The sequence below is a fragment of the Kitasatospora terrestris genome, assembly GCF_039542905.1.
GTDB classification, from domain to species: Bacteria; Actinomycetota; Actinomycetes; order Streptomycetales; family Streptomycetaceae; genus Kitasatospora; species Kitasatospora terrestris.
On record NZ_BAABIS010000001.1, the window covers coordinates 2798080 to 2820161 of the forward strand.

General features: G+C 73.1%; 19 protein-coding genes. 11 read left to right on the plus strand and 8 right to left on the minus strand.

Translation table 11 applies throughout. From position 1 onward, the window contains the following. The first annotated feature begins 1 nt into the window (after position 1). A complete protein-coding gene (locus tag ABEB06_RS12905) occupies positions 2–832 on the plus strand; it encodes a DUF3097 domain-containing protein (protein WP_345696999.1) in 831 nt (276 codons plus the stop codon). 48 nt (positions 833–880) lie between these two features. Here the strand turns inward: ABEB06_RS12905 and hemW are convergent, their stop codons facing one another. After that, positions 881–2110 carry a radical SAM family heme chaperone HemW gene (hemW, locus tag ABEB06_RS12910; protein WP_345697000.1) on the minus strand — a complete coding sequence of 410 codons (1230 nt, stop codon included), beginning with the start codon at positions 2108–2110 and terminating at the stop codon, positions 881–883. A gap of 57 nt (positions 2111–2167) precedes the next feature. After that, positions 2168–4066 (minus strand): AMP-dependent synthetase/ligase, encoded by a 1899-nt coding sequence (locus tag ABEB06_RS12915; RefSeq protein ID WP_345697001.1) that lies wholly within the window; start codon positions 4064–4066, stop codon positions 2168–2170. A gap of 202 nt (positions 4067–4268) precedes the next feature. On the opposite strand from ABEB06_RS12915, the gene ABEB06_RS12920 reads away from it, so the two are divergent. Then, entirely contained in the window at positions 4269–6002 is a 1734-nt protein-coding gene (locus ABEB06_RS12920) for an ABC transporter ATP-binding protein (protein ID WP_345701826.1), read from the plus strand. 89 nt (positions 6003–6091) lie between these two features. After that, complete coding sequence (locus ABEB06_RS12925) at positions 6092–7990, plus strand: ABC transporter ATP-binding protein (RefSeq protein ID WP_345701827.1); 1899 nt, start codon at positions 6092–6094, stop codon at positions 7988–7990. On the opposite strand, the gene ABEB06_RS12930 is transcribed toward ABEB06_RS12925, so the two are convergent. Together ABEB06_RS12930 and ABEB06_RS12935 are read right to left on the minus strand one after the other, a co-directional pair. After that, positions 7966–8898, minus strand: coding sequence for an EamA family transporter (locus ABEB06_RS12930; RefSeq protein WP_345697002.1), 933 nt, complete (start codon positions 8896–8898; stop codon positions 7966–7968). The two genes, ABEB06_RS12925 and ABEB06_RS12930, sit on opposite strands and share 25 nt — an antisense overlap. A gap of 20 nt (positions 8899–8918) precedes the next feature. Continuing rightward, on the minus strand, positions 8919–10232 hold the full coding sequence (locus tag ABEB06_RS12935; RefSeq protein ID WP_345697003.1) for an MFS transporter: 1314 nt from the start codon (positions 10230–10232) through the stop codon (positions 8919–8921). Positions 10233–10304: 72 nt separating this feature from the next. Between ABEB06_RS12935 and ABEB06_RS12940 the strand changes: the two genes are divergently transcribed. The 4 genes from ABEB06_RS12940 (at position 10305) to ABEB06_RS12955 (ending at position 13549) form a co-directional block, all read left to right on the plus strand. Next, on the plus strand, positions 10305–10814 hold the full coding sequence (locus tag ABEB06_RS12940; protein ID WP_345697004.1) for a MarR family winged helix-turn-helix transcriptional regulator: 510 nt from the start codon (positions 10305–10307) through the stop codon (positions 10812–10814). 17 nt (positions 10815–10831) lie between these two features. Continuing rightward, positions 10832–11719 (plus strand): RNA polymerase sigma factor SigJ, encoded by an 888-nt coding sequence (gene sigJ, locus ABEB06_RS12945; RefSeq protein ID WP_345697005.1) that lies wholly within the window; start codon positions 10832–10834, stop codon positions 11717–11719. A gap of 98 nt (positions 11720–11817) precedes the next feature. Further along, a complete protein-coding gene (locus ABEB06_RS12950) occupies positions 11818–12888 on the plus strand; it encodes an NAD(P)/FAD-dependent oxidoreductase (RefSeq protein ID WP_345697006.1) in 1071 nt (356 codons plus the stop codon). 76 nt (positions 12889–12964) lie between these two features. Next, on the plus strand, positions 12965–13549 hold the full coding sequence (locus ABEB06_RS12955; RefSeq protein ID WP_345697007.1) for a hypothetical protein: 585 nt from the start codon (positions 12965–12967) through the stop codon (positions 13547–13549). 60 nt (positions 13550–13609) lie between these two features. On the opposite strand, the gene lepA is transcribed toward ABEB06_RS12955, so the two are convergent. Further along, complete coding sequence (gene lepA, locus ABEB06_RS12960) at positions 13610–15478, minus strand: translation elongation factor 4 (protein WP_345697008.1); 1869 nt, start codon at positions 15476–15478, stop codon at positions 13610–13612. A 91-nt stretch (positions 15479–15569) separates the two neighbouring features. Here lepA and ABEB06_RS12965 point away from each other — a divergent pair, with 91 nt between their 5' ends. Further along, on the plus strand, positions 15570–15875 hold the full coding sequence (locus ABEB06_RS12965; protein ID WP_345697009.1) for an antibiotic biosynthesis monooxygenase family protein: 306 nt from the start codon (positions 15570–15572) through the stop codon (positions 15873–15875). Positions 15876–16009: 134 nt separating this feature from the next. Continuing rightward, a complete protein-coding gene (rpsT, locus tag ABEB06_RS12970) occupies positions 16010–16273 on the plus strand; it encodes a 30S ribosomal protein S20 (RefSeq protein ID WP_345697010.1) in 264 nt (87 codons plus the stop codon). Positions 16274–16566: 293 nt separating this feature from the next. On the opposite strand, the gene ABEB06_RS12975 is transcribed toward rpsT, so the two are convergent. After that, on the minus strand, positions 16567–17535 hold the full coding sequence (locus tag ABEB06_RS12975; protein ID WP_345697011.1) for an AraC family transcriptional regulator: 969 nt from the start codon (positions 17533–17535) through the stop codon (positions 16567–16569). A 98-nt stretch (positions 17536–17633) separates the two neighbouring features. On the opposite strand from ABEB06_RS12975, the gene ABEB06_RS12980 reads away from it, so the two are divergent. After that, positions 17634–18539 carry an MBL fold metallo-hydrolase gene (locus ABEB06_RS12980; RefSeq protein ID WP_345697012.1) on the plus strand — a complete coding sequence of 302 codons (906 nt, stop codon included), beginning with the start codon at positions 17634–17636 and terminating at the stop codon, positions 18537–18539. A gap of 183 nt (positions 18540–18722) precedes the next feature. Here ABEB06_RS12980 and ABEB06_RS12985 read toward each other — a convergent pair whose 3' ends face one another. Continuing rightward, positions 18723–19892 (minus strand): FAD-dependent oxidoreductase, encoded by a 1170-nt coding sequence (locus ABEB06_RS12985; RefSeq protein ID WP_345697013.1) that lies wholly within the window; start codon positions 19890–19892, stop codon positions 18723–18725. A gap of 330 nt (positions 19893–20222) precedes the next feature. On the opposite strand from ABEB06_RS12985, the gene ABEB06_RS12990 reads away from it, so the two are divergent. Next, the gene (locus ABEB06_RS12990) at positions 20223–20852 is read left to right on the plus strand and encodes a hypothetical protein (protein WP_345697014.1); all 630 of its coding nucleotides are present in this window, start codon (positions 20223–20225) and stop codon (positions 20850–20852) included. Positions 20853–21012: 160 nt separating this feature from the next. On the opposite strand, the gene holA is transcribed toward ABEB06_RS12990, so the two are convergent. Then, positions 21013–22005 (minus strand): DNA polymerase III subunit delta, encoded by a 993-nt coding sequence (gene holA / locus ABEB06_RS12995; RefSeq protein WP_345697015.1) that lies wholly within the window; start codon positions 22003–22005, stop codon positions 21013–21015. Positions 22006–22082 lie beyond the last annotated feature (77 nt).

Consider the following 22082-nt stretch of genomic DNA (forward strand, 5'->3'; position numbering starts at 1 on the left):
GATGCGCAGCAGGAGTTACGGGCCGGATCTGACCCCGCCGTGGAAGAAGCAGCAGCCCGCGCCCGAGGTGGCGGCCGAACGCGACCTGGTCGTGGAGGAGGCGGCCACCGGGTTCTGCGGGGCGGTGGTGCGCTGCGAGCGGACCGCCGAGGGCTGGACGGTGACCCTGGAGGACCGCTTCGGCAAGCACCGGGTCTTCCCCATGACGGACCGCGGCTTCCTGCTGGAGGGCCGGGTGGTGACCTTGGTGCGGCCGACCGCTCCGGCGCCGGCCCGCGGGCCGGGCCTGACCGCCTCCGGTTCGGTCGCCGTCCCGGGGGCCCGGGCGCGGGTCGCCCGGGAGTCGCGGATCTACGTGGAGGGCCGGCACGACGCCGAGCTGGTCGAGCGGGTCTGGGGCGACGACCTGCGGATCGAGGGCGTGGTGGTCGAGTACCTGGAGGGCATCGACGACCTGCCCGCGATCGTCGCCGAGTTCGCCCCCGGCCCGGGCCGACGGCTCGGCGTGCTGGTCGACCACCTGCTGCCCGGCACCAAGGAGCACCGGATCGCCGCCCGGGTGACCGGCGACCACGTGCTGGTCGTCGGCCACCCGTACATCGACGTCTGGCAGGCCGTGAAGCCGTCCAGCGTGGGCATCCCCGGCTGGCCGGACGTGCCCTTCGAGGAGGACTGGAAGCAGGGCATCTGCCGCCGCCTCGGCTGGCCGGTGGACACCCCGGCCGCCTGGAAGCGCATCCTCGCCTCGGTGAACTCCTACAAGGACCTCGAACCGGCCCTGCTGGGCCGCGTCGAGGAGCTGATCGACTTCACCACCGAACCGGGCCGGTGACCACCGGGCCGGGCGTTCGACCGCGCACCCGCGGGGTGCGGGGGCCGGTCAGTCGACCAGGTCGCGGACCACGCCGTCGGCCAGCAGGCGCCCGCGCAGGGTGAGCGCGGCCCGGCCGCCGGCGAAGGCGTCCGCGTCCAGCAGGCCGTCGGCCACCGCGCGTTCGGCGGCGGCGCGGCCGTCGGCGGTGAGCAGGGTCAGCGGGCAGCCGTCGACCAGGCGCAGCTCCAGCAGGATCCGCTCGACCCGGCGGTCCTCCTCGGCGAGGACCTCGCGGGCGAGCGCCGGGGTGCGGCCCTCGGCGAGGGCCTGGGCGTAGGCGGCCGGGTGCTTGGCGTTCCACCACCGGACGCCGCCGACGTGGCTGTGCGCGCCCGGTCCGGCGCCCCACCAGTCGGCGCCGGTCCAGTACAGCTCGTTGTGGCGGCAGCGGCCGGCGTCGGTGGTGGCCCAGTTGGAGACCTCGTACCAGGAGTAGCCGGCGGCGGCGAGCGCCTGCTCGGCGATCAGGTAGCGGTCGGCGTGCACGTCGTCGTCGATCATCGGCAGTTCGCCGCGCTTGACCCGGGCGGCCAGCCGGGTGCCGTCCTCGACGATCAGCGAGTAGGCGGAGACGTGGTCCGGCCCGGCGCCGATCGCGGCGTCCAGCGAGGCCCGCCAGTCGTCGTCGGACTCGCCGGGGGTGCCGTAGATCAGGTCGAGGTTGACGTGCTCGAAGCCGGCCTCGCGGGCCTCGGCGACGCAGGCCTCGGGCCGGCCGGGGGTGTGGTGCCGGTCGAGCAGCCGCAGGACGTGCGGGCGGGCGCTCTGCATGCCGAAGGAGAGCCGGTTGTAGCCGCCCTCGCGGAGTTCCGCCAGGTAGGCGGGGTCGACCGACTCGGGGTTCGCCTCGGTGGTGACCTCCGCGCCCTCCGCGAGGCCGAACTCGTCGCGGATCGCCGCGAGCATCCGGACCAGGTCGCGGGCGGGCAGCAGGGTGGGCGTGCCGCCGCCGAGGAAGACGGTCTGCACCGGCAGGTCGGCGTCGCCCAGCACCTTGCGGGCGAGCCGGACCTCGGCGATCAGGTTGTCGGCGTACGTCTCCTGCGAGGCGACCGCGCCGGAGCTGCGGAGCTCGGTGGCGGTGTAGGTGTTGAAGTCGCAGTAGCCGCAGCGGCTGGCGCAGTACGGCACGTGGACGTAGAAGCCGAACGGTCGCGAGCCGAGCCCACGGAGCGCGTGGGCGGGCAGGGAACCGTCGGACGGCACCGGGTCGCCGTCGGGGAGTGCGGAGGGCATGCCCCCATTGTCCGGTACGGCTCACCGATCTCGGAAAGCCGTACCGGACGGGCGGGATCAGGCCTCGTTGGCGCCGGCGTACATCCCGGCCACCGCGTCCGCGTAGGTCTTCTCGACCACCGGGCGCTTGATCTTGAGGCTGGGGGTGAGTTCGCCGTGCTCGACGTCCAGGTCGCGCGGGAGCAGGTGGAACTTCTTCACCGTCTGCCAGCGCTGCAGCTCGCCGTTGAGCCGCTGGACGAAGCCGTCGATCAGCGCGACGGTCTCCGGGGCGGCGGCCACCTCGGCGTAGGACTTGCCGGCCAGGCCGTGCTCGGCGGCCCACGGCATGATCACCGTCTCGTCGAGGGCGATCAGCGCGGTGCAGAAGTTGCGGCCGTTGCCGATCACCAGGACGTTCGAGACGAACGGGCAGATCGCCTTGAACTTGCCCTCGACCTCGCTGGGCGCGACGTACTTGCCGCCGGAGGTCTTGAACAGGTCCTTCTTGCGGTCGGTGATCCGCAGGAAGCCGTCCGGGGAGAGCTCGCCGATGTCCTCGGTGTGGAACCAGCCGTCGGCCTCCAGCACCTCGGCGGTCTTCTCCGGCAGGTTGTGGTAGCCGCGCATGATGCCGGGGCCGCGGAGCAGGATCTCGCCGTCCTCGGCGATCCGGACCTCGGTGCCGGGCAGCGGACGGCCGACGGTGCCGACCCGGATGTCCTCGGCGCGGTTGACGCAGGAACCCGCGCTGGTCTCGCTCAGGCCGTAGCCCTCCAGGATCGGCACGCCGGCGCCGACGAAGAAGTAGCCGATCTCCGGGGCGAGCGCCGCCGAGCCGGAGACCGCGCCGCGCAGCCGGCCGCCGAACGCGGCGCGGATCTTGGCGTACACCAGCTTGTCGGCGAGCGAGTGCTGCAGGCCGAGCGCGAACGGCACGCTGTCGCGGCCGGTGGCGACCCGGTTGGCCTGGGTGGTGCGGGCGTGGTCGCGGGCGACCTTGGCGGCCCACAGGAAGATCTTGTACTTGGCGCCGCCCTCGGCTCTGGCCCGGCCGGCGATGCCGTTGTAGACCTTCTCGAAGATGCGCGGCGCCGAGGCCATGATGGTCGGCTTGATCGCGGGCAGGTTGTGGATGATCCGGTCGACCCGGCCGTCCACGGCCATCACGTGGCCGGTGGCGATCTGGCCGGAGATCAGCGTCTTGCCGAAGACGTGCGACAGCGGCAGCCACATGAACTGCACGTCGTCGGCGGCCAGCAGGCCGCTCTCCTCCTGGGCGATGCCCTCGTACGCCCAGCAGTCGTGCACCAGGCGCACGCCCTTGGGACGGCCGGTGGTGCCGGAGGTGTAGATGAGGGTGGCGAGCTGCTCCTTGTCGAGGGCGTCGACCGCCTTCTCGATCGCGTCGGGGTGCTCGGCCAGGTACGCGGCGCCGCGCGTCTCCAGCTCGGCGAGGGTGAGCACCTCCAGCCCGTCGTGGGCCGGCAGCTCCTCGTCCGCGTCGAAGAGGACCACCCAGCGCAGGTCGGGCAGCTGGGCCTTCTCCTCCGCGGCCTTCGCCAACTGCTGCACGTTCTCCGCGAACAGCGCGCGGCTGCCGGAGTTCGCCAGGATGAAGGCGGTCTCGTCGGCGTTGGTGCTGGGGTAGATGGTGGTGGTCGCGGCCCCGGCGCACATGTTGCCCAGGTCTGCGAGGATCCACTCGATCCGGGTGGCGGAGGAGATGGACACCCGGTCCTCGGCCTCGATGCCCAGCGCCATCAGGCCGGCCGCCACGGCCTTGACCCGCTCGGCGGTCTGCGCCCAGGTCAGCGAACGCCACTGCTCGGCACCGGGCGCGCCGTCCGCGGCGTGCTCGTCGACCGGGACGGGGAAGCGGTACGCCTCGTGCTCCGGGGTGGCCTTTACCCTGCTGAGGAAGAGATGGGCCACGGAGGGCGGACGCCGCTCGATCATGGACTGCGCGGAACTCAACGAGGACCTCCGGGGGGCGGCTTCGGTGGCGGCTTATTAACCGGCGAGTAACAAGAGGAGTATCAGCAGCCTAGGGGGTAGTTGGCCGTTCCAAAAGGGGGTGGGCCCCGGTGGCACACCCATCGGGCGGCAGTGCACAGGTTTTCCACAGGTTCCGTAATTTGGGATGCGCGATTCACTTGACGACGACGAGAGTGTCACGGTGCTGATCCGACTGCTCCGGGCCCACCTGGGCCCCTACTCCAAACCCATCACGCTGCTGGTCCTCCTCCAGCTCGTCTCCACCCTCGGCATGCTCTATCTGCCCACCCTGAACGCCGACATCATCGACGACGGCGTGGTCAAGGGCGACACCGGCACGATCCTGCGCCTCGGCGCGATCATGATCGGCGTCTCCCTGGCCCAGGTGGTCTGCCAGATCGGTGCCGTGTACTACAGCGCCCGCACCGCCATGGCGGTCGGCCGCGACATCCGCGCCTCGGTCTTCGACCGGGTGCAGAGCTTCTCCGCCAAGGAGCTCGGCCAGTTCGGCGCGCCCTCGCTGATCACCCGTACCACCAACGACGTGCAGCAGGTCCAGATGCTGGTCCTGCTGGCTTTCACCCTGATGGTCGCCGCGCCGATCATGTGCGTCGGCGGCATCGTCATGGCGCTCAACCAGGACGTGCCGCTGTCCGCGCTGCTGCTGGCCGTGGTGCCGCTGCTCGGCCTGGTGGTCGTCCTGCTGGTGCGCAAGCTGCGCCCGCAGTTCCGCGGCATGCAGGTCCGGATCGACGGCGTCAACCGGATCATGCGCGAGCAGATCACCGGCATCCGGGTCATCCGCGCCTTCGTCAAGGACGGCCACGAGCAGCGCCGCTTCGGCGACGCCAACGGCGAGCTGGCCGACTACTCGCTGCGCGTCGGCCGGCTGATGGCCCTGATGTTCCCGCTGGTCATGGGCGTGGTCAACGTCTCCAGCGTCGCGGTGCTCTGGTTCGGCGCACACCGGATCGCCAGCGGCGGGATGCAGATCGGCGCGCTCACCGCGTTCCTCTCCTACCTGATGCAGATCCTGATGAGCGTCATGATGGCCACCTTCATGTTCATGATGGTGCCGCGCGCCGAGGTCTGCGCCGAGCGCATCCACGAGGTGCTCAGCACCGAGACCAGCGTGGTGCCACCCGCCACGCCGGTCGGCGAACTGCTCGCCCGCGGCACCCTGGAGCTGCGCGCCGTCGACTTCCGCTACCCCGGCGCCGAGGCGCCGGTGCTGCGCGCCATCGACATCCACGCCCGCCCCGGCGAGACCACCGCCGTGATCGGGTCCACCGGCTCCGGCAAGTCCACCCTGCTCGGCCTGGTCCCCCGGCTGTTCGACGCCACCGGCGGCACCGTGCTGGTCGGCGGCGTGGACGTCCGCGAGATCGACCCCAAGCGGCTCTCCGAGGCGATCGGCCTCGTCCCGCAGAAGCCGTACCTGTTCACCGGCACCGTCGCCTCCAACCTGCGCTACGGCAAGCCCGACGCCACCGACGAGGAGCTCTGGCGGGCCTTGGAGATCGCCCAGGCCAAGGACTTCGTCGAGCGCTTCGACGAGGGCCTGGACGCGCCGATCGCCCAGGGCGGCTCCAACGTCTCCGGCGGCCAGCGCCAGCGCCTGGCGATCGCCCGGGCGCTGGTCCGGCGGCCCGAGATCTACCTCTTCGACGACTCCTTCTCGGCGCTCGACTACGCCACCGACGCCAAACTGCGCGCCGCGCTCTCCCAGGAGACCTCGGACGCCACGGTGGTGATCGTCGCCCAGCGGGTGTCCACCATCCGCGATGCCGACCGGATCATCGTCCTCGACGAGGGCGCCGTCGTCGGCACCGGCACCCACCACGAGCTGATGGCCGACAACCCGACGTACCGGGAGATCGTGCTCTCCCAGCTCACCGAGCAGGAGGCGGCGTGACGACCCCCGGACCGAAGAAGCCCGCGGGCGCCGCGTCCAACTCGCAGGAGGCCGCCGCCCGTCGCGGCCCGGCCGGCCCCGGCCGGTTCATGGGCGCCCAGGGCGCCGAGAAGTCAAAGGACTTCAAGGGCTCGACCAAGCGGATGCTCGGCATGCTCAAGTCCGAGCGCCCGCTGCTGCTCGGCGTGCTCGGACTGGGCAGCCTCGCGGTCGGCTGCCAGGTGGTGGGCCCCAAGCTGCTCGGCACGGCGACCAACCTGATCGTCGCCGGCAACGCGGGCGCCCACACCGAGGCCGGCAAGACCAAGCAGCAGGTCATCGAGCAGTTGCAGTCGTCAGGCCAGGGCAAGATGGCCGACTTCCTCGGCTCGGTCGACTTCGTGCCCGGGCAGGGCATGGACTACGGCGCCATCGGCACCGTGCTGGCCTGGGTGCTCGGCATCTACCTGGCCGCCGCCGTGTTCGGCGTCTTCCAGGGCCGGCTCGCCGCGCTCGCGATCAACCGGGTGGTGTTCCGGCTGCGCGAGGAGGTCGAGGCGAAGCTGTCGCGGCTTCCGCTCAGCTACTTCGACAAGCAGCCGCGCGGCGAGGTGCTCAGCCGGGTCACCAACGACATCGACAACATCGGCCAGTCCATGCAGCAGACCATGGGCCAGGTGGTGAACTCGCTGCTCACCATCGTCGGCGTGCTGGCGATGATGTTCTGGATCTCGCCGCTGCTGGCGCTGATCGCGCTGATCTCGGTGCCGGTCTCGGTGGTGGTCGCGGCCAAGATGGGCAAGCGCGCCCAGCCGCAGTTCATCGCCCAGTGGAAGACCACCGGCACGCTCAACGCCCACATCGAGGAGATGTACACCGGGCACGCCCTGGTGAAGGTCTTCGGCCGGCAGGACGAGGCCGCCGAGATCTTCCGCAAGGAGAACGAGGACCTCTACGCCTCCTCGTTCAAGGCGCAGTTCATCTCCGGCATCATCCAGCCCGCGATGATGCTGGTCGGCAACATCAACTACGTGCTGGTCGCGGTGGTCGGCGGTCTGCGGGTGGCGTCCGGCGCGCTGTCCATCGGTGACGTGCAGGCGTTCATCCAGTACTCCCGGCAGTTCAGCCAGCCGCTCAGCCAGGTCGCCTCGATGGCCAACCTGGTGCAGTCCGGCGTGGCCTCGGCGGAGCGGGTCTTCGAGCTGCTGGACGCCCACGAGCAGTCCCCCGAGCCGCTCACCCCCGAGCGTCCGGCCCAGGTGCACGGGCGGGTCGCGTTCGAGGACGTCTCGTTCCGCTACGACCCGGAGAAGCCGCTGATCGACGGCCTCTCGCTGAAGGTCGAGCCGGGCCACACGGTGGCGATCGTCGGCCCGACCGGTGCCGGCAAGACCACCATGGTCAACCTGCTGATGCGCTTCTACGAGGTCAGCGGCGGCCGGATCACCCTGGACGGGGTGGACGTCGCCGCGATGTCCCGCGAGGACCTGCGCTCGAACATCGGCATGGTGCTCCAGGACACCTGGCTGTTCGGCGGCACCATCGCCGACAACATCGCGTACGGCGCCGGCACCGCCACCCGCGAGCAGGTGGTGGAGGCGGCGAGGGCGGCCCACGTGGACCGCTTCGTGCGCACCCTCCCCGACGGCTACGACACCGTGATCGACGACGAGGGCACCGGTGTCAGCGCGGGCGAGAAGCAGCTGATCACCATCGCCCGGGCGTTCCTCGCCCAGCCGTCCATCCTGGTGCTGGACGAGGCGACCAGCTCGGTCGACACCCGGACCGAGGTGCTGATCCAGCGGGCGATGGCCCGGCTGCGCAGCGGCCGGACCAGTTTCGTGATCGCCCACCGCCTCTCCACCATCCGGGACGCGGACGTGATCCTGGTGATGGAGAACGGTTCGATCGTCGAGCAGGGCAGCCACGACGAGCTGATCGCCGCCCAGGGGGCCTACCACCGCCTGTACCAGGCGCAGTTCGCTCAGGCGGTGGCCGAGGTCGACTGACGCCGCTCGGCCTGCGTCGCCAGGGGGAGGTCCGGTCCGCCGGCCTCCCCCTTCGCGCGCTTCGGGGCGGCGGTGGATCCCAGCGCGGTGGAGCCCAGGGCCACCGCCATGCCGACGATCTGCAGGGCGGTCAGCGACTGGCCGAGCGCCGCCCAGCCGATCACGGCGGCGGAGAGCGGGCTGAGCAGGCCGAGGAAGGCGACCGAGGCGGCGGGCAGCCGGCCGATCCCCTGGAACCACAGCCAGTAGCCGAGCGCGGTGTTGACCGCGGCCAGGTACAGGTAGCCGAGCAGGTTGGTGGCGGTCATCGCGGGCGGGGCGCCCTCGGCGAGCAGGGCCACCGGGAGCAGCAGCAGGCCGCCCGCGGTGAGCTGCCAGCCGGTGAGGGTGAGCGGTCCGACGCCTTCGGGGCGGCCCCAGCGCTTGGTCAGCACGGTGCCGGCGGCCATCGCGGCGGCGCCGGCGAGGCCCGCCGCCAGTCCGATCGCGTCCAGCCGGGCGGTGGCCTTCAGCACCACCAGGGCGACGCCGAACACGCCGGTGACGCCGGCGAGCAGCTTGCGGGGGCCGATCCGCTCGCCGAGCAGCGGGATCGCCAGCCCGGCGGCGATCAGCGGCTGGACGGCGCCGAGGACGGCGGCCACGCCGCCGGGGAGGCGGTAGGCGGAGACGAACAGCAGGGCGAAGAAGACGCCGATGTTGAGGGCGCCGAGCACGGCCGCCTTCCACCACCAGGCGCCCCGGGGTATCTGCCGGGTGACGGCCAGCAGCACCAGTCCGGCGGGCAGCGCCCGCAGGGTCGCGGTCAGCAGCGGCCGCTCGGCGGGCAGGAACTCGGTGGTGACGGCGTAGGTGGAGCCCCAGGCGAGCGGGGCCAGTGCGGTCAGCAGCAGGGTGCGGGTACGCATGGCGAGAGTTCCTTCCGGGTTCAGCGGGCGGCCGGGGCGACGGGGACGCGGACCGGGGCGGGCGCCGCCGACCCGGTGGCCGGGGCGGTGGTCGTGGCGGTCGGCGCGGTGGTCGGGGCGGTCGGCTTCAGTGCGCGGGCCGCGCGGGTGAGCAGGGCCGCGCCGGCCAGGACGGCACCGGCGAGGACCAGCCAGGGCAGTCGGCCGTCGAGGGCGGAGAGACCGGTGAAGAGCGAGGGGGCGAGGGCCGAGGAGAGCGACCAGGAGAGCTGGTAGGCGGCCATGTACCGGCCGCGCAGGGCGGCGGGCGCGGCCTCGGCGACCAGGGTGGAGGCGGCCGGGTTGTGCAGGACCTCGCCGAGGGTGGCGACCACCACGGCGGTGAGCAGCGCCCCGGTGGTCCAGGCACCGGCGCCGGGCACCAGCAGGGCCTGGGCGAGGAAGGCGGCGGCGAACAGGACGGCTCCGGCGACGGCCGCCCGGTGCCGGGCGGTGAAGCGGTTGACCAGGCGGCCGGCGGGCACGCCGAGCGCCGCGCAGAGCACGGTGTTGACGGCGAAGGCGACGCCGGTGACCGAGGCGGAGGCGTGCAGCACCCCGGTGACGAAGACCGGCAGCAGGATCGCCAGCGAGGCGTAGCCGAGCGCGATCAGGAAGTTGGCGGCGGTCAGGCCGAGGAAGGGCCGGTCGGCGAAGACCGCGCGGTAGCCGGCCCGGGCGGCGGCGGGGCCGGCGGCGGCCGGCACCCCGGCGGGGACGCGCCGGGCGAGCAGCGCGGCGACCAGGAAGCTGACCGCGTTGAGCCAGGCGGCGACGGAGTAGCCGCCGTCGCCGGCCCAGGCGACCAGCAGGGCGGCGGCCAGGCTGCCGGCGCCGAGGCCCGCGTTGGCGAGGCTGCGCATCAGCGCCTGCATCCGGACCAGGTCGGCGCCGCGCACCAGCTCGCCGATCCGGGCCTGCTGGACGGCCGGGTGGCCGCTGGTGGCGATCGCGGTGACCAGGGCGACGGCGGCGAACGCGGGCAGCGACCCGGCCAACGGGTACACCGCGAAGGCGGCGCCGCGCACGGTGTACAGGAGCAGTTGCATCCGCCGGGCGCCGAAGCGGTCGACGGCGGTGCCGATCAGCGGCAGGCACGCCATCGCGACCAGGCCGGTGACGGTCAGGACCAGGCCGATGACCGGCAGCGGCAGCCCGGTGACGTGTCGGAAGAACACCAGGCTGAACGGCACGTACATGCCGTTGCCGAGCGCGTCCACCGCGAGACCGGCGACCAGCCCGCGTTCCCCCGGGAAGCTCTGCTTCCCCTTGCCCACACCCCGAATCGAAAGCATGTAAGTAACTTACCACTAAGCTAATTATCGTCAAGCCTCTTATCGGCAAGCGATCCGTGGCACACTGTCCGCATGACCGGAACCCCCGCCCACGACCCCGTCGACGCGATCGCCGAGCAGTGGCGCCGCGAGCGCCCCGAGCTGGCCGAGCACACCGAGGCGATGGCCGCGTACGGGCGGATCTACCGGCTCGCCAAGGCGATGGGCGACAAGATGGAGGACGCGTACGCGCCGTACGGCATCGGCCGCGGCGAGTTCGACGTGCTGGCCACGCTGCGCCGCGCGGGCGAGCCGTTCTCGCTCTCCCCGCGCGAGCTGACCGCCACCCTGATGCTCACCACCGGCGGCATGACCGGCCGGCTGGACAAGCTGGAGCGGGCCGGGCTGGTCACCCGCTCCCCCGATCCGAACGACCGGCGCGGCCTGCGGATCACCCTCACCGCCAAGGGCCGCGAGGTGATCGACGGGGCCGTCGAGGCGGGCATGCTGGTCCAGCGCGGCACGGTGGCCGGCTTCACCACCGACGAGCTGGACACCCTCAACGACTTGCTGCGGCGCCTGCTGGCGGCCAACTCGGCCTGAGGGGTTACGGTGTCCGGGTGACTGACGTCGAATCAGCCTTCGTGGACGCCTTCCAGACCCACCGCCGCTACCTCGGCTCGGTGGCGTACCGCCTGATGGGCTCGGTCACCGACGCCGAGGACGTGCTGCAGGAGGCGTGGCTGCGCTGGCAGTCCGTGGACCGCTCCACCGTCCAGGACCCGCGCGCCTTCCTGACCACCGTGGTCACCCGGCTCTGCTACGACCAGCTGGGCTCCGCCCGGGCCCGCCGCGAGGCGTACTACGGGGAGTGGCTGCCCGAGCCGGTGGTCGCCGCCGAGGACTCCCCCGCCGAGCTGGCCGAGCTCGGCGAGTCGGTCTCCCTCGCCATGCTCGCCGTGATGGAGCAGCTCACCCCCGCCGAGCGGGCCGCGTTCGTGCTGCACGACGTCTTCGCGGTCGGCTTCGACGAGATCGGCGCCACCCTGGAGCGCACCCCGGAGGCCGCCCGGCAGCTCGCCTCCCGGGCCCGCCGACGGGTCCGCGAGGGCAGCCGGCGGCGCACCGAGGTGGACGCCGGCGAGCACCGGCAGGCGGTCACCGCCTTCGCCGCGGCCGCCGCCAACGGCGACATCCAGGCGCTGCTCGCGGTGCTCGACCCGGACGTGGTCTGGCACTCGGACGGCGGCGGCGTCGTCCGCGCCGGGGTCCGCTCGATCGCGGGCGCCGACAAGGTCTCCCGCCTGGTGGCCGGGCTGCTCAAGCGGGCGGGAGTCGACTACCCCGGCGCCTCGTTCGCGTTCGCGCAGGTCAACGGCGAGCTCGGGATGGTCTTCCGGAGCGCCGAGGGCGGGATCGTCGGCGTGCTGGCCTTCGCCGTGGCCGACGGCCGGATCGCCGAGGCGTACGCGATGGTCAACCCGGAGAAGCTCGCCCACGTGGCGTGACGCGGATGTGACCGGCGTCACGGTCACGTTCCTCCGGGCCGCGTCGTCCCCTTCCCGAACGGCACCGCAGGTGCAGGTGCCCACCGGAGGAGGACGACATGACCAGCAAGCACATCGTCGTGATCGGTGCGGGCTACGCCGGACTGAGCGCCGCCACCCGGGCCGGCCGGGGCGGCGCCCGGGTCACCCTGGTCGCACCGGAGTCGCGGCTCCTGCACCGGATCCGCCTGCACGAGACCGCGGCCGGCCGGGAAGTGCCGCGCCCCACCATCGCGCACGTGCTGCGCGGCCGGCCGGTCACCCACCTGCAGGCCAGGGTCACCGAGCTCGACCTGGCCGGCCGCAAGGTCTTCACCGACACCGGCGAGACCCTCGCCTACGACACCCTGGTGTACGCCCTCGGCAGCCGGACCTCATGGCAGGACGTCCCCGGCGCCGCCGAGCACGCCTACTCGGCCGAGCGGGCCGCCGAGCTGAGCCGGCGGATCCAGGACGCGCCGGTGCCGGGCACCGTCGCCGTGGTCGGCGGCGGCGCCACCGGCATCGAGCTGGCCGCCGAGCTCGCCGAGGCCCACCCCGACTGGCAGGTGCGGATCGTCGCGGCCGGCGCCGTCGGCGGCCACTTCTCCGAGCGCGGCCGGGCCCACGTCCGCAAGGTGCTGGACGGCCTCGGCGTCACCCTCCACGAGCACACCGCCGTCACCGCGGTCACCGCCGACCGGCTGGAGACCGCCGCCGGACCGGTCCCCGCCGACCTGGTCGTCTGGGCCGCCTCGCTGGAGGTCCACCCGCTCGCCGCCGAGGCCGGCCTGGCGGTCACCGCCAACGGCCAGGCCGTGGTCGACGACCACCTGCGCTCGGTCTCGCACCCCGACGTCCACGTGGTCGGCGACGCCGCCGCGGTGGTGCTGCCCGGCATCGGCCGGCTGCGGATGGCCTGCGCCACCGCCCAGCCGATGGGCAGCTACGTGGGCCGGCTGCTGGCCGGCCGCACCACCGGGCCCTTCAAGTACCGGTACGCCACCCAGTGCCTCAGCCTCGGCCGCCGGGAGGCACTGGTCCAGCTGATCCACGCCGACGACTCGATGCGCCAGGGCATCATCACCGGCCCGCTCGGCCGACTCACCAAGGCGCTCATCGTCAACGCCGTCCCGCTCAGCCTGCGCTGACCCCGCATCGGGCAGCAGCGGCGGGGCCGGGGAAACCACTTCCCCCGGCCCCGCCGCTGCTGCCACACTCCTGCCCGTGCCAGACACCGAATCCGTCTACGAAGCCCGCTACGGCTGGGACACCCGCAACGCCGTCCTGGTCGCCGGCTCACTGCTGCTCACCGCAGGACTGTTCCTGTTCGACCCCTCCGAGCCCGTCGACGTGAAGGGCTTCCAGGTGGCCGCCATCTGGATCCAGATCCCCGGCTTCCTGCTGTTCGGCGGCGGCGCCGCGGTCCTCTGCTTCAACGCCTCCAGCAAGAAGGTCGCCCTCCGGGTCGACTCCGCGGGCATCCTGCTCGGCGGCTCCCCGATGCGCTACGCCGCCACCACCGTGCTCGTCCCCTGGTCGGACACGGCCGGCGTGCAGCTGTGGGTCCAGCACGTCGGCCTGCAGAAGCTGCCGTACGTCGGCGTGCACCGCCACCCCGGCCTGCCGCCGCTGCCGGGCGGCACCAGCCGCCTGGGCGCCGCGGCCGCGGGCCGGCCGGCGGCCCTGGTCGGCGCCAGCCGCCAGGTCGGCGGCTGGCGGCTGGACGTCCCCGCGCTGCTCTCCGCCGTCCGGCACCACGCGCCCGCCGCCGGGATCGCCGTCGACCCCGACTTCCCGGCGAAGGCCTGACACCCCGGGGAACGTCGAAGGCCGCCGCCCCGGGAGGGGGCGGCGGCCTTCGACGTGGTCCTACTTCTTGTCCTTCGGCGGCTCGGCGTCGGTGGACAGCGCGGCGATGAAGGCCTCCTGCGGGACCTCCACGCGGCCGACCATCTTCATCCGCTTCTTGCCCTCCTTCTGCTTCTCCAGCAGCTTGCGCTTGCGCGAGATGTCACCGCCGTAGCACTTGGCGAGGACGTCCTTGCGGATCGCGCGGACCGTCTCGCGGGCGATCACCCGGGAGCCGATCGCGGCCTGGATCGGCACCTCGAACTGCTGGCGCGGGATCAGCTTCTGCAGCTTGCCGGCCATCATCACGCCGTAGTTGTAGGCCTTGTCCTTGTGCACGATGGCGGAGAACGCGTCCACCGCGTCGCCGTGCAGCAGGATGTCGACCTTCACCAGGTTGGCGGTCTGCTCGCCGATGGGCTCGTAGTCGAGCGAGGCGTAGCCGCGGGTCTTGGACTTCAGCTGGTCGAAGAAGTCGAAGACGATCTCCGCGAGCGGCAGGGTGTAGCGCAGCTCGACCCGGTCCTCGGAGAGGTAGTCCATGCCCTGCAGGTTGCCGCGGCGGGACTGGCAGAGCTCCATGATCGCGCCGACGAACTCGTTCGGCGCCAGGATGGTGCCGCGCACGACCGGCTCGTACACCTCGGCGATCTTGCCGGTGGGGAACTCGCTCGGGTTGGTGACCGTGTGCTCGGAACCGTCCTCCATGATCACGCGGTAGATCACGTTGGGGGCGGTGGAGATCAGGTCGAGGTTGAACTCGCGCTCCAGGCGCTCCCGGATGATCTCCAGGTGCAGCAGGCCGAGGAAGCCGCAGCGGTAGCCGAAGCCGAGCGCGACCGAGGTCTCCGGCTCGTAGACCAGCGCCGCGTCGTTCAGCCGCAGCTTGTCCAGGGCGTCGCGCAGCAGCGGGTAGTCCGAGCCGTCCAGCGGGTACAGGCCGGAGAACACCATCGGACGCGGGTCCTTGTAGCCGCCCAGCGCCTCGGTGGCGCCCTTGTGCATCGAGGTGATCGTGTCACCGACCTTGGACTGCCGGACGTCCTTCACACCGGTGATGATGTAGCCCACCTCGCCGACGCCCAGGCCGTCGGCGACCTTCGGCTCCGGCGAGATGACGCCGATCTCCAGCAGCTCGTGGGTGGCGCCGGTCGACATCATCGCGATCCGCTCGCGCTTGGTCAGCTGGCCGTCCACCACACGGACGTAGGTGACCACGCCACGGTAGGAGTCGTAGACCGAGTCGAAGATCATCGCGCGGGCCGGGGCGTCCTTGACGCCGACCGGGGCCGGGATGTTGTCGACGATGTGGTCCAGCAGGTCCTCGACGCCCAGACCGGTCTTCGCGGAGACCTTGAGCACGCTCTCCGGGTCGCAGCCGATGATGTGCGCGATCTCCGCCGCGTACTTCTCCGGCTGCGCCGCCGGCAGGTCGATCTTGTTCAGCACCGGGATGATCGTGAGGTCGTTCTCCAGCGCCAGGTACAGGTTGGCGAGGGTCTGCGCCTCGATGCCCTGGGCCGCGTCGACCACCAGGATGGTGCCCTCGCACGCGGCGAGGGAGCGGGACACCTCGTACGTGAAGTCCACGTGGCCCGGGGTGTCGATCATGTTCAGGATGTGCGTGGTGCCCGCGTTCTCACCGACCCGCGGCGCCCACGGGAGGCGGACCGCCTGCGACTTGATGGTGATGCCGCGCTCGCGCTCGATGTCCATCCGGTCGAGGTACTGGGCGCGCATCTGCCGCGGGTCGACGACCCCGGTGATCTGCAGCATCCGGTCGGCGAGCGTCGACTTGCCGTGGTCGATGTGGGCGATGATGCAGAAGTTGCGGATCAGCGCCGGGTCGGTACGGCTGGGCTCTGGCACATTGCTGGGGGTCGCGGGCACCTTGATCCGATTCTCGTCACTGTCGATATGGCTCCGACCATCTTCCCACGACCTGGGCGCAGGCCGCCGGTCAGCTCTACGATGGCCGACCATGATCTTGGAAAGCGCACTGCTCGACGTCCTGCCCGGCCAGGAGGACGCCTTCCTCGCCGCGTTCGCCGAGGCCCGTCCGCTGATCGCCGTCCAGCGGGGCTTCCGCACCCTCCAGCTGCGGCGCTGCCTGGACGGGGGCCGCGGATCCCGCTTCCTGCTGCAGGTCGAGTGGGAGACCCTGGAGGACCACACCGAGGGCTTCCGCGGCTCCGCCGAGTACCAGCAGTGGCGGGCCCTGCTGCACCACTACTACTCGCCGTTCCCCGAGGTCGAGCACTACGGGGAGCCGCTGCTCACCGCGTAGTGCCGGTTTGGGGCCGTAGCGGTGCCCCTGGTAGCGTGGGGCGCTGCACCTGGCATCGGCATGCCCTCTCAGCAGGTCCGACGCCGTCGGGTGCGCCCGTTCACATCCTGAATCACACAGACTGAGGCTCCTTCGTGGCGAACATCAAGTCCCAGATCAAGCGCAACAAGACCAACGAGAAGGCGCGCCTGCGCAACAAGGCCGTCAAGTCCTCGCTGAAGACCGCCCTCCGCAAGGCCCGTGAGGCCGCTGCCGCCGGCGAGACCGAGAAGGCCACCGAGCTCGCTCGCGCCGCCTCCAAGGCCCTCGACAAGGCCGTCAGCAAGGGCGTCATCCACAAGAACCAGGCCGCCAACAAGAAGTCGGCGATCACCAAGCGCGTCAACGCCGCCGCCTGATTCTCCGGTACCCCTGCTTGACCGGGCCCGACGTGTTCGAGCCCGACCGGACGGTGTGACCCGCGGCCCTCTACCCGCGACCGCCGTCCCCCCCTCCCGGGACTCCGGCCCTCTACCCGGAACCCGCCGAGGAAGCACCATCCCGTACCGCACGCGGCCTGCGTTCGCCACGCGGGTGCGGTACACCTGAACACCCCGTCCGCCCGCCCGGTTCCCACCGGGCGGGCGGACGTGTTTTCCGGGTGCGCTTTCCCGGTGTGCTGTCCGAGCGCGCTTTCCGGGCGCGCGTTCCGCTAGGCACGGGCCGCCGGGGGCTCGGCCTCGCGGGCGCGGTAGCGGCCCGGGGTGGTGCCGAAGTGGCGGGCGAAGGCGTGCGAGAAGGCGTACGGGGAGCCGTAGCCGACGCGGCCGGCGATGGTGGCGAGCGGGTCTGTGGTGTCGCGCAGCAGGGTCGCGGCGAAGGTGAGGCGCCACCAGGTGAGGTAGGCCATCGGCGGACGCCCGACCAGGGCGGTGAAACGGCGGGCGAGGGTGGGGCGGGAGACCCCGGCCGCGGCGGCGAGCCGGTCGTTGGTCCAGTCGGCGGGGGGGTCGGCGTGCAGCGCGCGCAGCGCCGCGGAGGCCACCGGGTCGCCGAGCACGGCGGGCCACGCACCGGCGGAGCCCTCGGCGAGCCAGGCGCGGACCATGTAGACCAGCAGAAGGTCCAGCAGGCTCGGCACCGCGATCTGGCCACCGGGCCGCTGGTCGAGGAGTTCTCCGCCGAGCAGGCCGATCGCGGCGCGCAGTTCGGGGTGGCCGCCGACCCGGTTGGGCAGGTGGACGACGGACGGCAGCTCGGCCATCAGCGGATGGGTCCGGCTGCGGTCGAGGCGGTACTTGCCGCAGAGCAGTTCGGCCTGGCCGGGACCGGTCCGGGGCGGACGCGGCGCACTGCCGTCCAGCAGCCGCTCGAACGGCACCGCCCGGTCGGCGGCGGCGAGGTCGGCCTCCGCGTCCATCAGGACGTGCCCCGTCCCGTGCGGCAGCAGCACCGCGTCGCCGGTGCGCAGGGTGAGCGGCCCGGGGTGCCCGGAGCCGCCGGAGCCGCCGGAGTCACCGGGGTCGTCGAGGAGCAGCCGGCAGCCGCCCTCCAGCACCACGTGGAACCCGGCGCCCTCGTACGGGGACAGCCGGGTGCTCCAGGTGCCGGCGACCCGCAGCCGGTCGGTGGAGGGCCGGCCCACCCGTACGGCCGCGATCGCGTCGCTCACCACATCCATGGCGGGATCGTAGTCGGCTCGGGAATGAGAGCCATGCGTATTCGAGTGAGCATCTGGTGCATTGAGGAGCTCAGGACGGCCTCCGTAAGGTCGATCGCATGAGCATCGAGAGCGCACAGCGCATCGTCCTCGGCGGCGTCGAGGCCGTCCGTGTCGTCGAGTACCAGGGCCCGTTCCGGTCGGCCCGCGTCCTCGTCCCCGACTCCCCCGCCGAGCTGTGGCGGGACAACGCCGACTGGCTCGCGCCCGACCACTGGGACCCGTCGTCGGACCTGGCGGTGATGGCCCTGCAGACCTGGGTGCTGCGCAGCGGCGGGCGGACCGTGCTGGTCGACACCGGCGTGGGCGACGGACGCGAGCGGCCGGACACCCCCGAGTTCCACCAGCGGAAGGGCCGCTTCCTGGAGCGGCTGGCCGAGGTCGGCGTCCACCCGGAGGACGTGGACGTGGTGGTCAACACCCACCTGCACGCCGACCACGTCGGCTGGAACACCCGGGCGGACGGGGACGGCTGGGTGCCGACCTTCCCGAACGCGCAGTACCTGCTGCCGGCCGCCGACGACCTCCACTTCGGGCCGCGGGGCGGGTACGGGCGGGGCGTCCTGGCCGACGACCGGCTGGTCTACGAGGACAGCGTCGCGCCCCTGCACCGGGCGGGGCAGGCGGTGCTCTGGGACGGCACCCACGTGATCGACCGCGACCTGACGCTGGAATCGGCTCCCGGCCACACACCCGGGTCAGCCGTGCTGCGGCTGGCGTCCGGTACCGACCGGGCGGTGTTCGTCGGCGACCTGCTGCACAGCCCCGTGCAGTTCGTCGACCCGTCGTGCAGCAGCTGCTTCTGCCTGGACCCGCAGCAGGCCGCGGCCAGCCGCCGCCGGATCCTGGAACGTGCCGCCGACCTCGGCGAACTGGTCCTCCCCGCGCACCTCGGCGGCCCGGGAGCGGCGGAAGTCCGGCGCCGCGGCACCGGATTCAGCGTGTCCCACCGCTCTACCGTCTGACGGCGGGCCGGGCGCGGGGGCGGGCCGGGAACCGGCGCCGGGGCCACCACTGGCCGAGCGCGGGACGGGGCCGCGGGTGGTCGCGGTCAGGGGCCGGGGCGGTCAGGGGCCGCGGGTGGTCATGGGCCGGGACGCTCAAGGGCCGGGGTGGTCAGGGACCGGGACGCTCAAGGGCCGGGGTGGTCAGGGACCGAGCGGGACGGGGCCGGCGACCGACTCGGCGAGGAGGCGGCGGCCGGCGGCCGTGGCGAGGACGGTGCGCAGGGCGGTGCCGCGTGCGGCCCGGGCCGGAGCGGCGCGCAGCGTCCACGCGCGAGTGGCGAAGTCCGTGCGGGCGAGGACGCGCCGCGCCTCGGCGCGGCGGGCCCGGCGCCAGGAGCGCAGCACGGGACTGTCCGGCCCGGCGCCGGCGGCGGCCGCGTCGGGCAGCACCCGGGCCAGCGAGACGGCGTCGCGCAGGCCGAGGTTGAGGCCCTGCCCGCCGATCGGGCTGCAGACGTGGGCAGCGTCGCCGATCAGCAGCACCCGGCTGCCCCGGCGGTGCCCGGCGAGCCGCCGGTGGGTGCGGAAGCTGCTGGTCCACCGGCATTCGTGGACCGACGCCGCCCAGCCCCGCGCCGCCGCCTCGGCGACCAGCGCCTCGACGGCGCCGGGCGAAGACTCCGCCGGGGACGCGGAGGGGAGGTGCAGGACCACCCGGACCCACCCGTCGAGGTGCATCGGCAGGACGACCAGCAGCCCGCGCGGCCCACCCACCATGTGCACCAGGCCCGGATCCAGCGCGGGGTCGCTGACCCGCAGGTCGGCCAGCTGCCAGCTGCCAGGGTACGTCCAGCCCCGGAAGCCCGTCCCGGACAGGGCGCGCAGCGCGCTCGACGCCCCGTCGGCGGCGACCACCCAGCGGGCGCGCACCGGCTCGACGCCGTCAGCGTGGACGGTGGTGCCCGCGGCGTCCTCCACCACCGAGCGGACGGGGGTCGAACGGTGGACGGTGACGCCGCACGCCGCCGCCTGCTCGGCGAGCAGCCCCTCCGTGGTGCACTGCGGGACGGTCAGGATGTACGGGTACGGCGAGCGCAGCCCCGCCAGGTCGAACCCGCCGACGCTGCGGCCTCCGTCCAACATCCGGACCGCGTCGACCCGCCGCCCGAGCGGGACCAGCAACTCGGTCAGCCCGCTGGGCTCCAGCGCCTCCAGCGTCCGCGCGTGCAGGTCGGTCGCCCGGGACTCGACGACCGGACCCGGGCGCCGCTCCAGCACCACCACGTCGAGCCCCGCGCGGGCGAGCAGCAGTGCGGCGCCCAGCCCGACCGGGCCCGCCCCGACCACTGCCACGTCCGTGTCGATCGCCATGCCGCCACCGTAGCCGCACCGTGGGACGGCGCCGACGGCAGATCCTGACCTGGCGTCAGCTGCGTGCCGGCCCCGCGCCGGCTCCGTGTCGACTCCGCGTCAGCTCCGGTTGACGCGCTACTCAGAGTGTCGGCACCAACACCGATAGTGTTCGGTGGCGAGCGCCCGCCGCCCACCACCGAGCCGCCCACGGGGGATCCGATGTCGACACCGCCTCCGTACCTCGCCGGCCCGCGGCACCCCGACGCCGCAGCTCCGGCGTACGGGCCCGTGCCGTCGCCCGCTCCGCCCCCGTCCCCGTCCCGGCCGCGGCGGGGACGGGGACGGAAGGTGCTGTGGGGCATCGGCGGGGTCCTGATCGCCTCGGTGGTCTGGGCGGGCGCGGTGCTGACCGTCCCCGGGCTGGTCGGCGGGCGTGACGCGGCCGGCTCCGCTCCCGGCACGGCGGGCTTCCGGGTGGTCGACGACCTGTGCGCGACGGCCCGGCTCACCTCGTTCAGCCGGATCTACCCGGCCCAGTCCGGCACGCCGTACCACTACACGACCCGGCACCGCGCGCTCGACGACATGTACTGCAGCCAGTACCGCAAGCGGGCCGGCGGCGACAGCGAGTACGTCTCGCTGTACCTCCAGACCCAGCTGCACAAGGCCGTCGACCCGCGCCCGGAGTTCGAGGCGCAGCGGGACGGGCTCCGGCAACGCGGCTACCAGATCACCGCCGTACCGGGCCTCGGCGACGACGCGTACCTCGGCTACCTGGATGACCTCAGCCGCTCGGACCCGACCTGGCACTACCTCACCCAGGTGCTGTACGTCCGCCAGCGCGGGCTGACCTTCTACGCGAGCTGGTCCGGCTCGTACCAGGACGGCAGGACGGCGGCGCCGGACCGGGAGGAGGTCCGACTCGCGCTGCTGGCCGACGCGCGCGAGCTGCTGCGCTCGATCGGCGCCCGGGTGTGACGCCCGCTCAGCGGCCGGACGATCACCACGGCGCGCTGCCTACGGATGCGCTGCCCCTATCGAACGGGCTGTCCCTACCGGACGGGCTGTCCCTACCCACGGGCTGCCCCTACCGGCGGGCTGTTCCTGCGGGCGGGCTGTTCCTGCGGGCTGGCTGTCCCTACGGACGGGCACCCGCGCGGGAGGCGCGGGCGACGGCGACGACAGCCCGTTCGAGCGCGTACGCGGGGTCGTCGGAGCCGCCCTTGACCGCCGCGTCCGCCGCGGCGATCGCGGTGAGGGCGGCGGCCACGCCGTCGCCCGTCCAGCCGCGCATCTGCTGGCGGACCCGGTCGACCTTCCACGGCGGCATGCCCAACTCGCGGGCCAGGTCACCGGGACGCATGTTCCGCCCGGCGGTCGCGAGCCGGCCGATCGAACGGACCCCGGACGCCAGCGCGTACGTGATGCCGGTCGGCGGCTGGCCCACGGCCAGTGCCCAGCGCAGCCGCTCCAGCGCCTCCGCCGCCCGGCCGGTGACCGCCAGGTCGGCCACCTCGAAGCCGGTCGCCTCGGCCCGGCCGCTGTAGTAACGGGCGACCGCCGTCTCGTCGATGGTGCCCTCGATGTCCGAGGTCAGCTGGCTGCACGCCGCGGCCAGCTCGCGCAGGTCGCTGCCGAGCGCGTCCAGCAGCGCCTGGCAGGCCTCGGGGCTGGCGGAACGGCCCAGCGTGCGGAACTCGTTGCGGATGAACGCGAGCTTGTCGCCCGCCTTGGTCAGCTTGGCGCAGAGCACCTCGCGCGCGCCGGCCTTCTTCGCCGCGTCCACCAGGCCCTTGCCCTTGACGCCACCGGCGTGGACCAGGACCAGGACGACCTCCTCGGCGGGCGAGCCGATGTACGCCTTGACCTCCTTGACGGAGTCGGCGCCCAGGTCCTGCGCCGCACGGACGACGATCACCTTGCGCTCGGCGAACAGCGAGGGCGTGGTCAGCTCGGCGAGCTGCCCCGGCTGGAGCCCGCCGGGCGCGAGGTCGCGGACGTCGGTCTCCGGGTCCGCCGCCCTCGCCGCGGCCACCACCTCGGCGACCGCGCGGTCGAGCAGCAGCTCCTCCTGGCCGACCACAACGGTCAGCGGGGCGAGCAGGTCGTCGGGTGCACTCTTCCTGGCCATCGCCTACCAGCATCCCACGGGCCGCCGACAGCCCCGCCCGGTCACCGGTCGGCGGGGGCCGGTCGGGAGAATGGGGC

Coding starts and splice junctions, on each gene's coding strand:
- hemW (WP_345697000.1), bottom strand. CDS start 2,110: ATGCCCTCCGCACTCCCCGACGGCGACCCGGTGCCGTCCGACGGTTCC.
- ABEB06_RS12930 (WP_345697002.1), bottom strand. CDS start 8,898: ATGCGTACCCGCACCCTGCTGCTGACCGCACTGGCCCCGCTCGCCTGG.
- ABEB06_RS12965 (WP_345697009.1), top strand. CDS start 15,570: ATGATCTTGGAAAGCGCACTGCTCGACGTCCTGCCCGGCCAGGAGGAC.
- ABEB06_RS12905 (WP_345696999.1), top strand. CDS start 2: ATGCGCAGCAGGAGTTACGGGCCGGATCTGACCCCGCCGTGGAAGAAG.
- ABEB06_RS12980 (WP_345697012.1), top strand. CDS start 17,634: ATGAGCATCGAGAGCGCACAGCGCATCGTCCTCGGCGGCGTCGAGGCC.
- ABEB06_RS12925 (WP_345701827.1), top strand. CDS start 6,092: ATGGGCGCCCAGGGCGCCGAGAAGTCAAAGGACTTCAAGGGCTCGACC.
- ABEB06_RS12935 (WP_345697003.1), bottom strand. CDS start 10,232: ATGCTTTCGATTCGGGGTGTGGGCAAGGGGAAGCAGAGCTTCCCGGGG.
- ABEB06_RS12940 (WP_345697004.1), top strand. CDS start 10,305: ATGACCGGAACCCCCGCCCACGACCCCGTCGACGCGATCGCCGAGCAG.
- ABEB06_RS12950 (WP_345697006.1), top strand. CDS start 11,818: ATGACCAGCAAGCACATCGTCGTGATCGGTGCGGGCTACGCCGGACTG.
- ABEB06_RS12975 (WP_345697011.1), bottom strand. CDS start 17,535: ATGGATGTGGTGAGCGACGCGATCGCGGCCGTACGGGTGGGCCGGCCC.
- ABEB06_RS12985 (WP_345697013.1), bottom strand. CDS start 19,892: ATGGCGATCGACACGGACGTGGCAGTGGTCGGGGCGGGCCCGGTCGGG.
- holA (WP_345697015.1), bottom strand. CDS start 22,005: ATGGCCAGGAAGAGTGCACCCGACGACCTGCTCGCCCCGCTGACCGTT.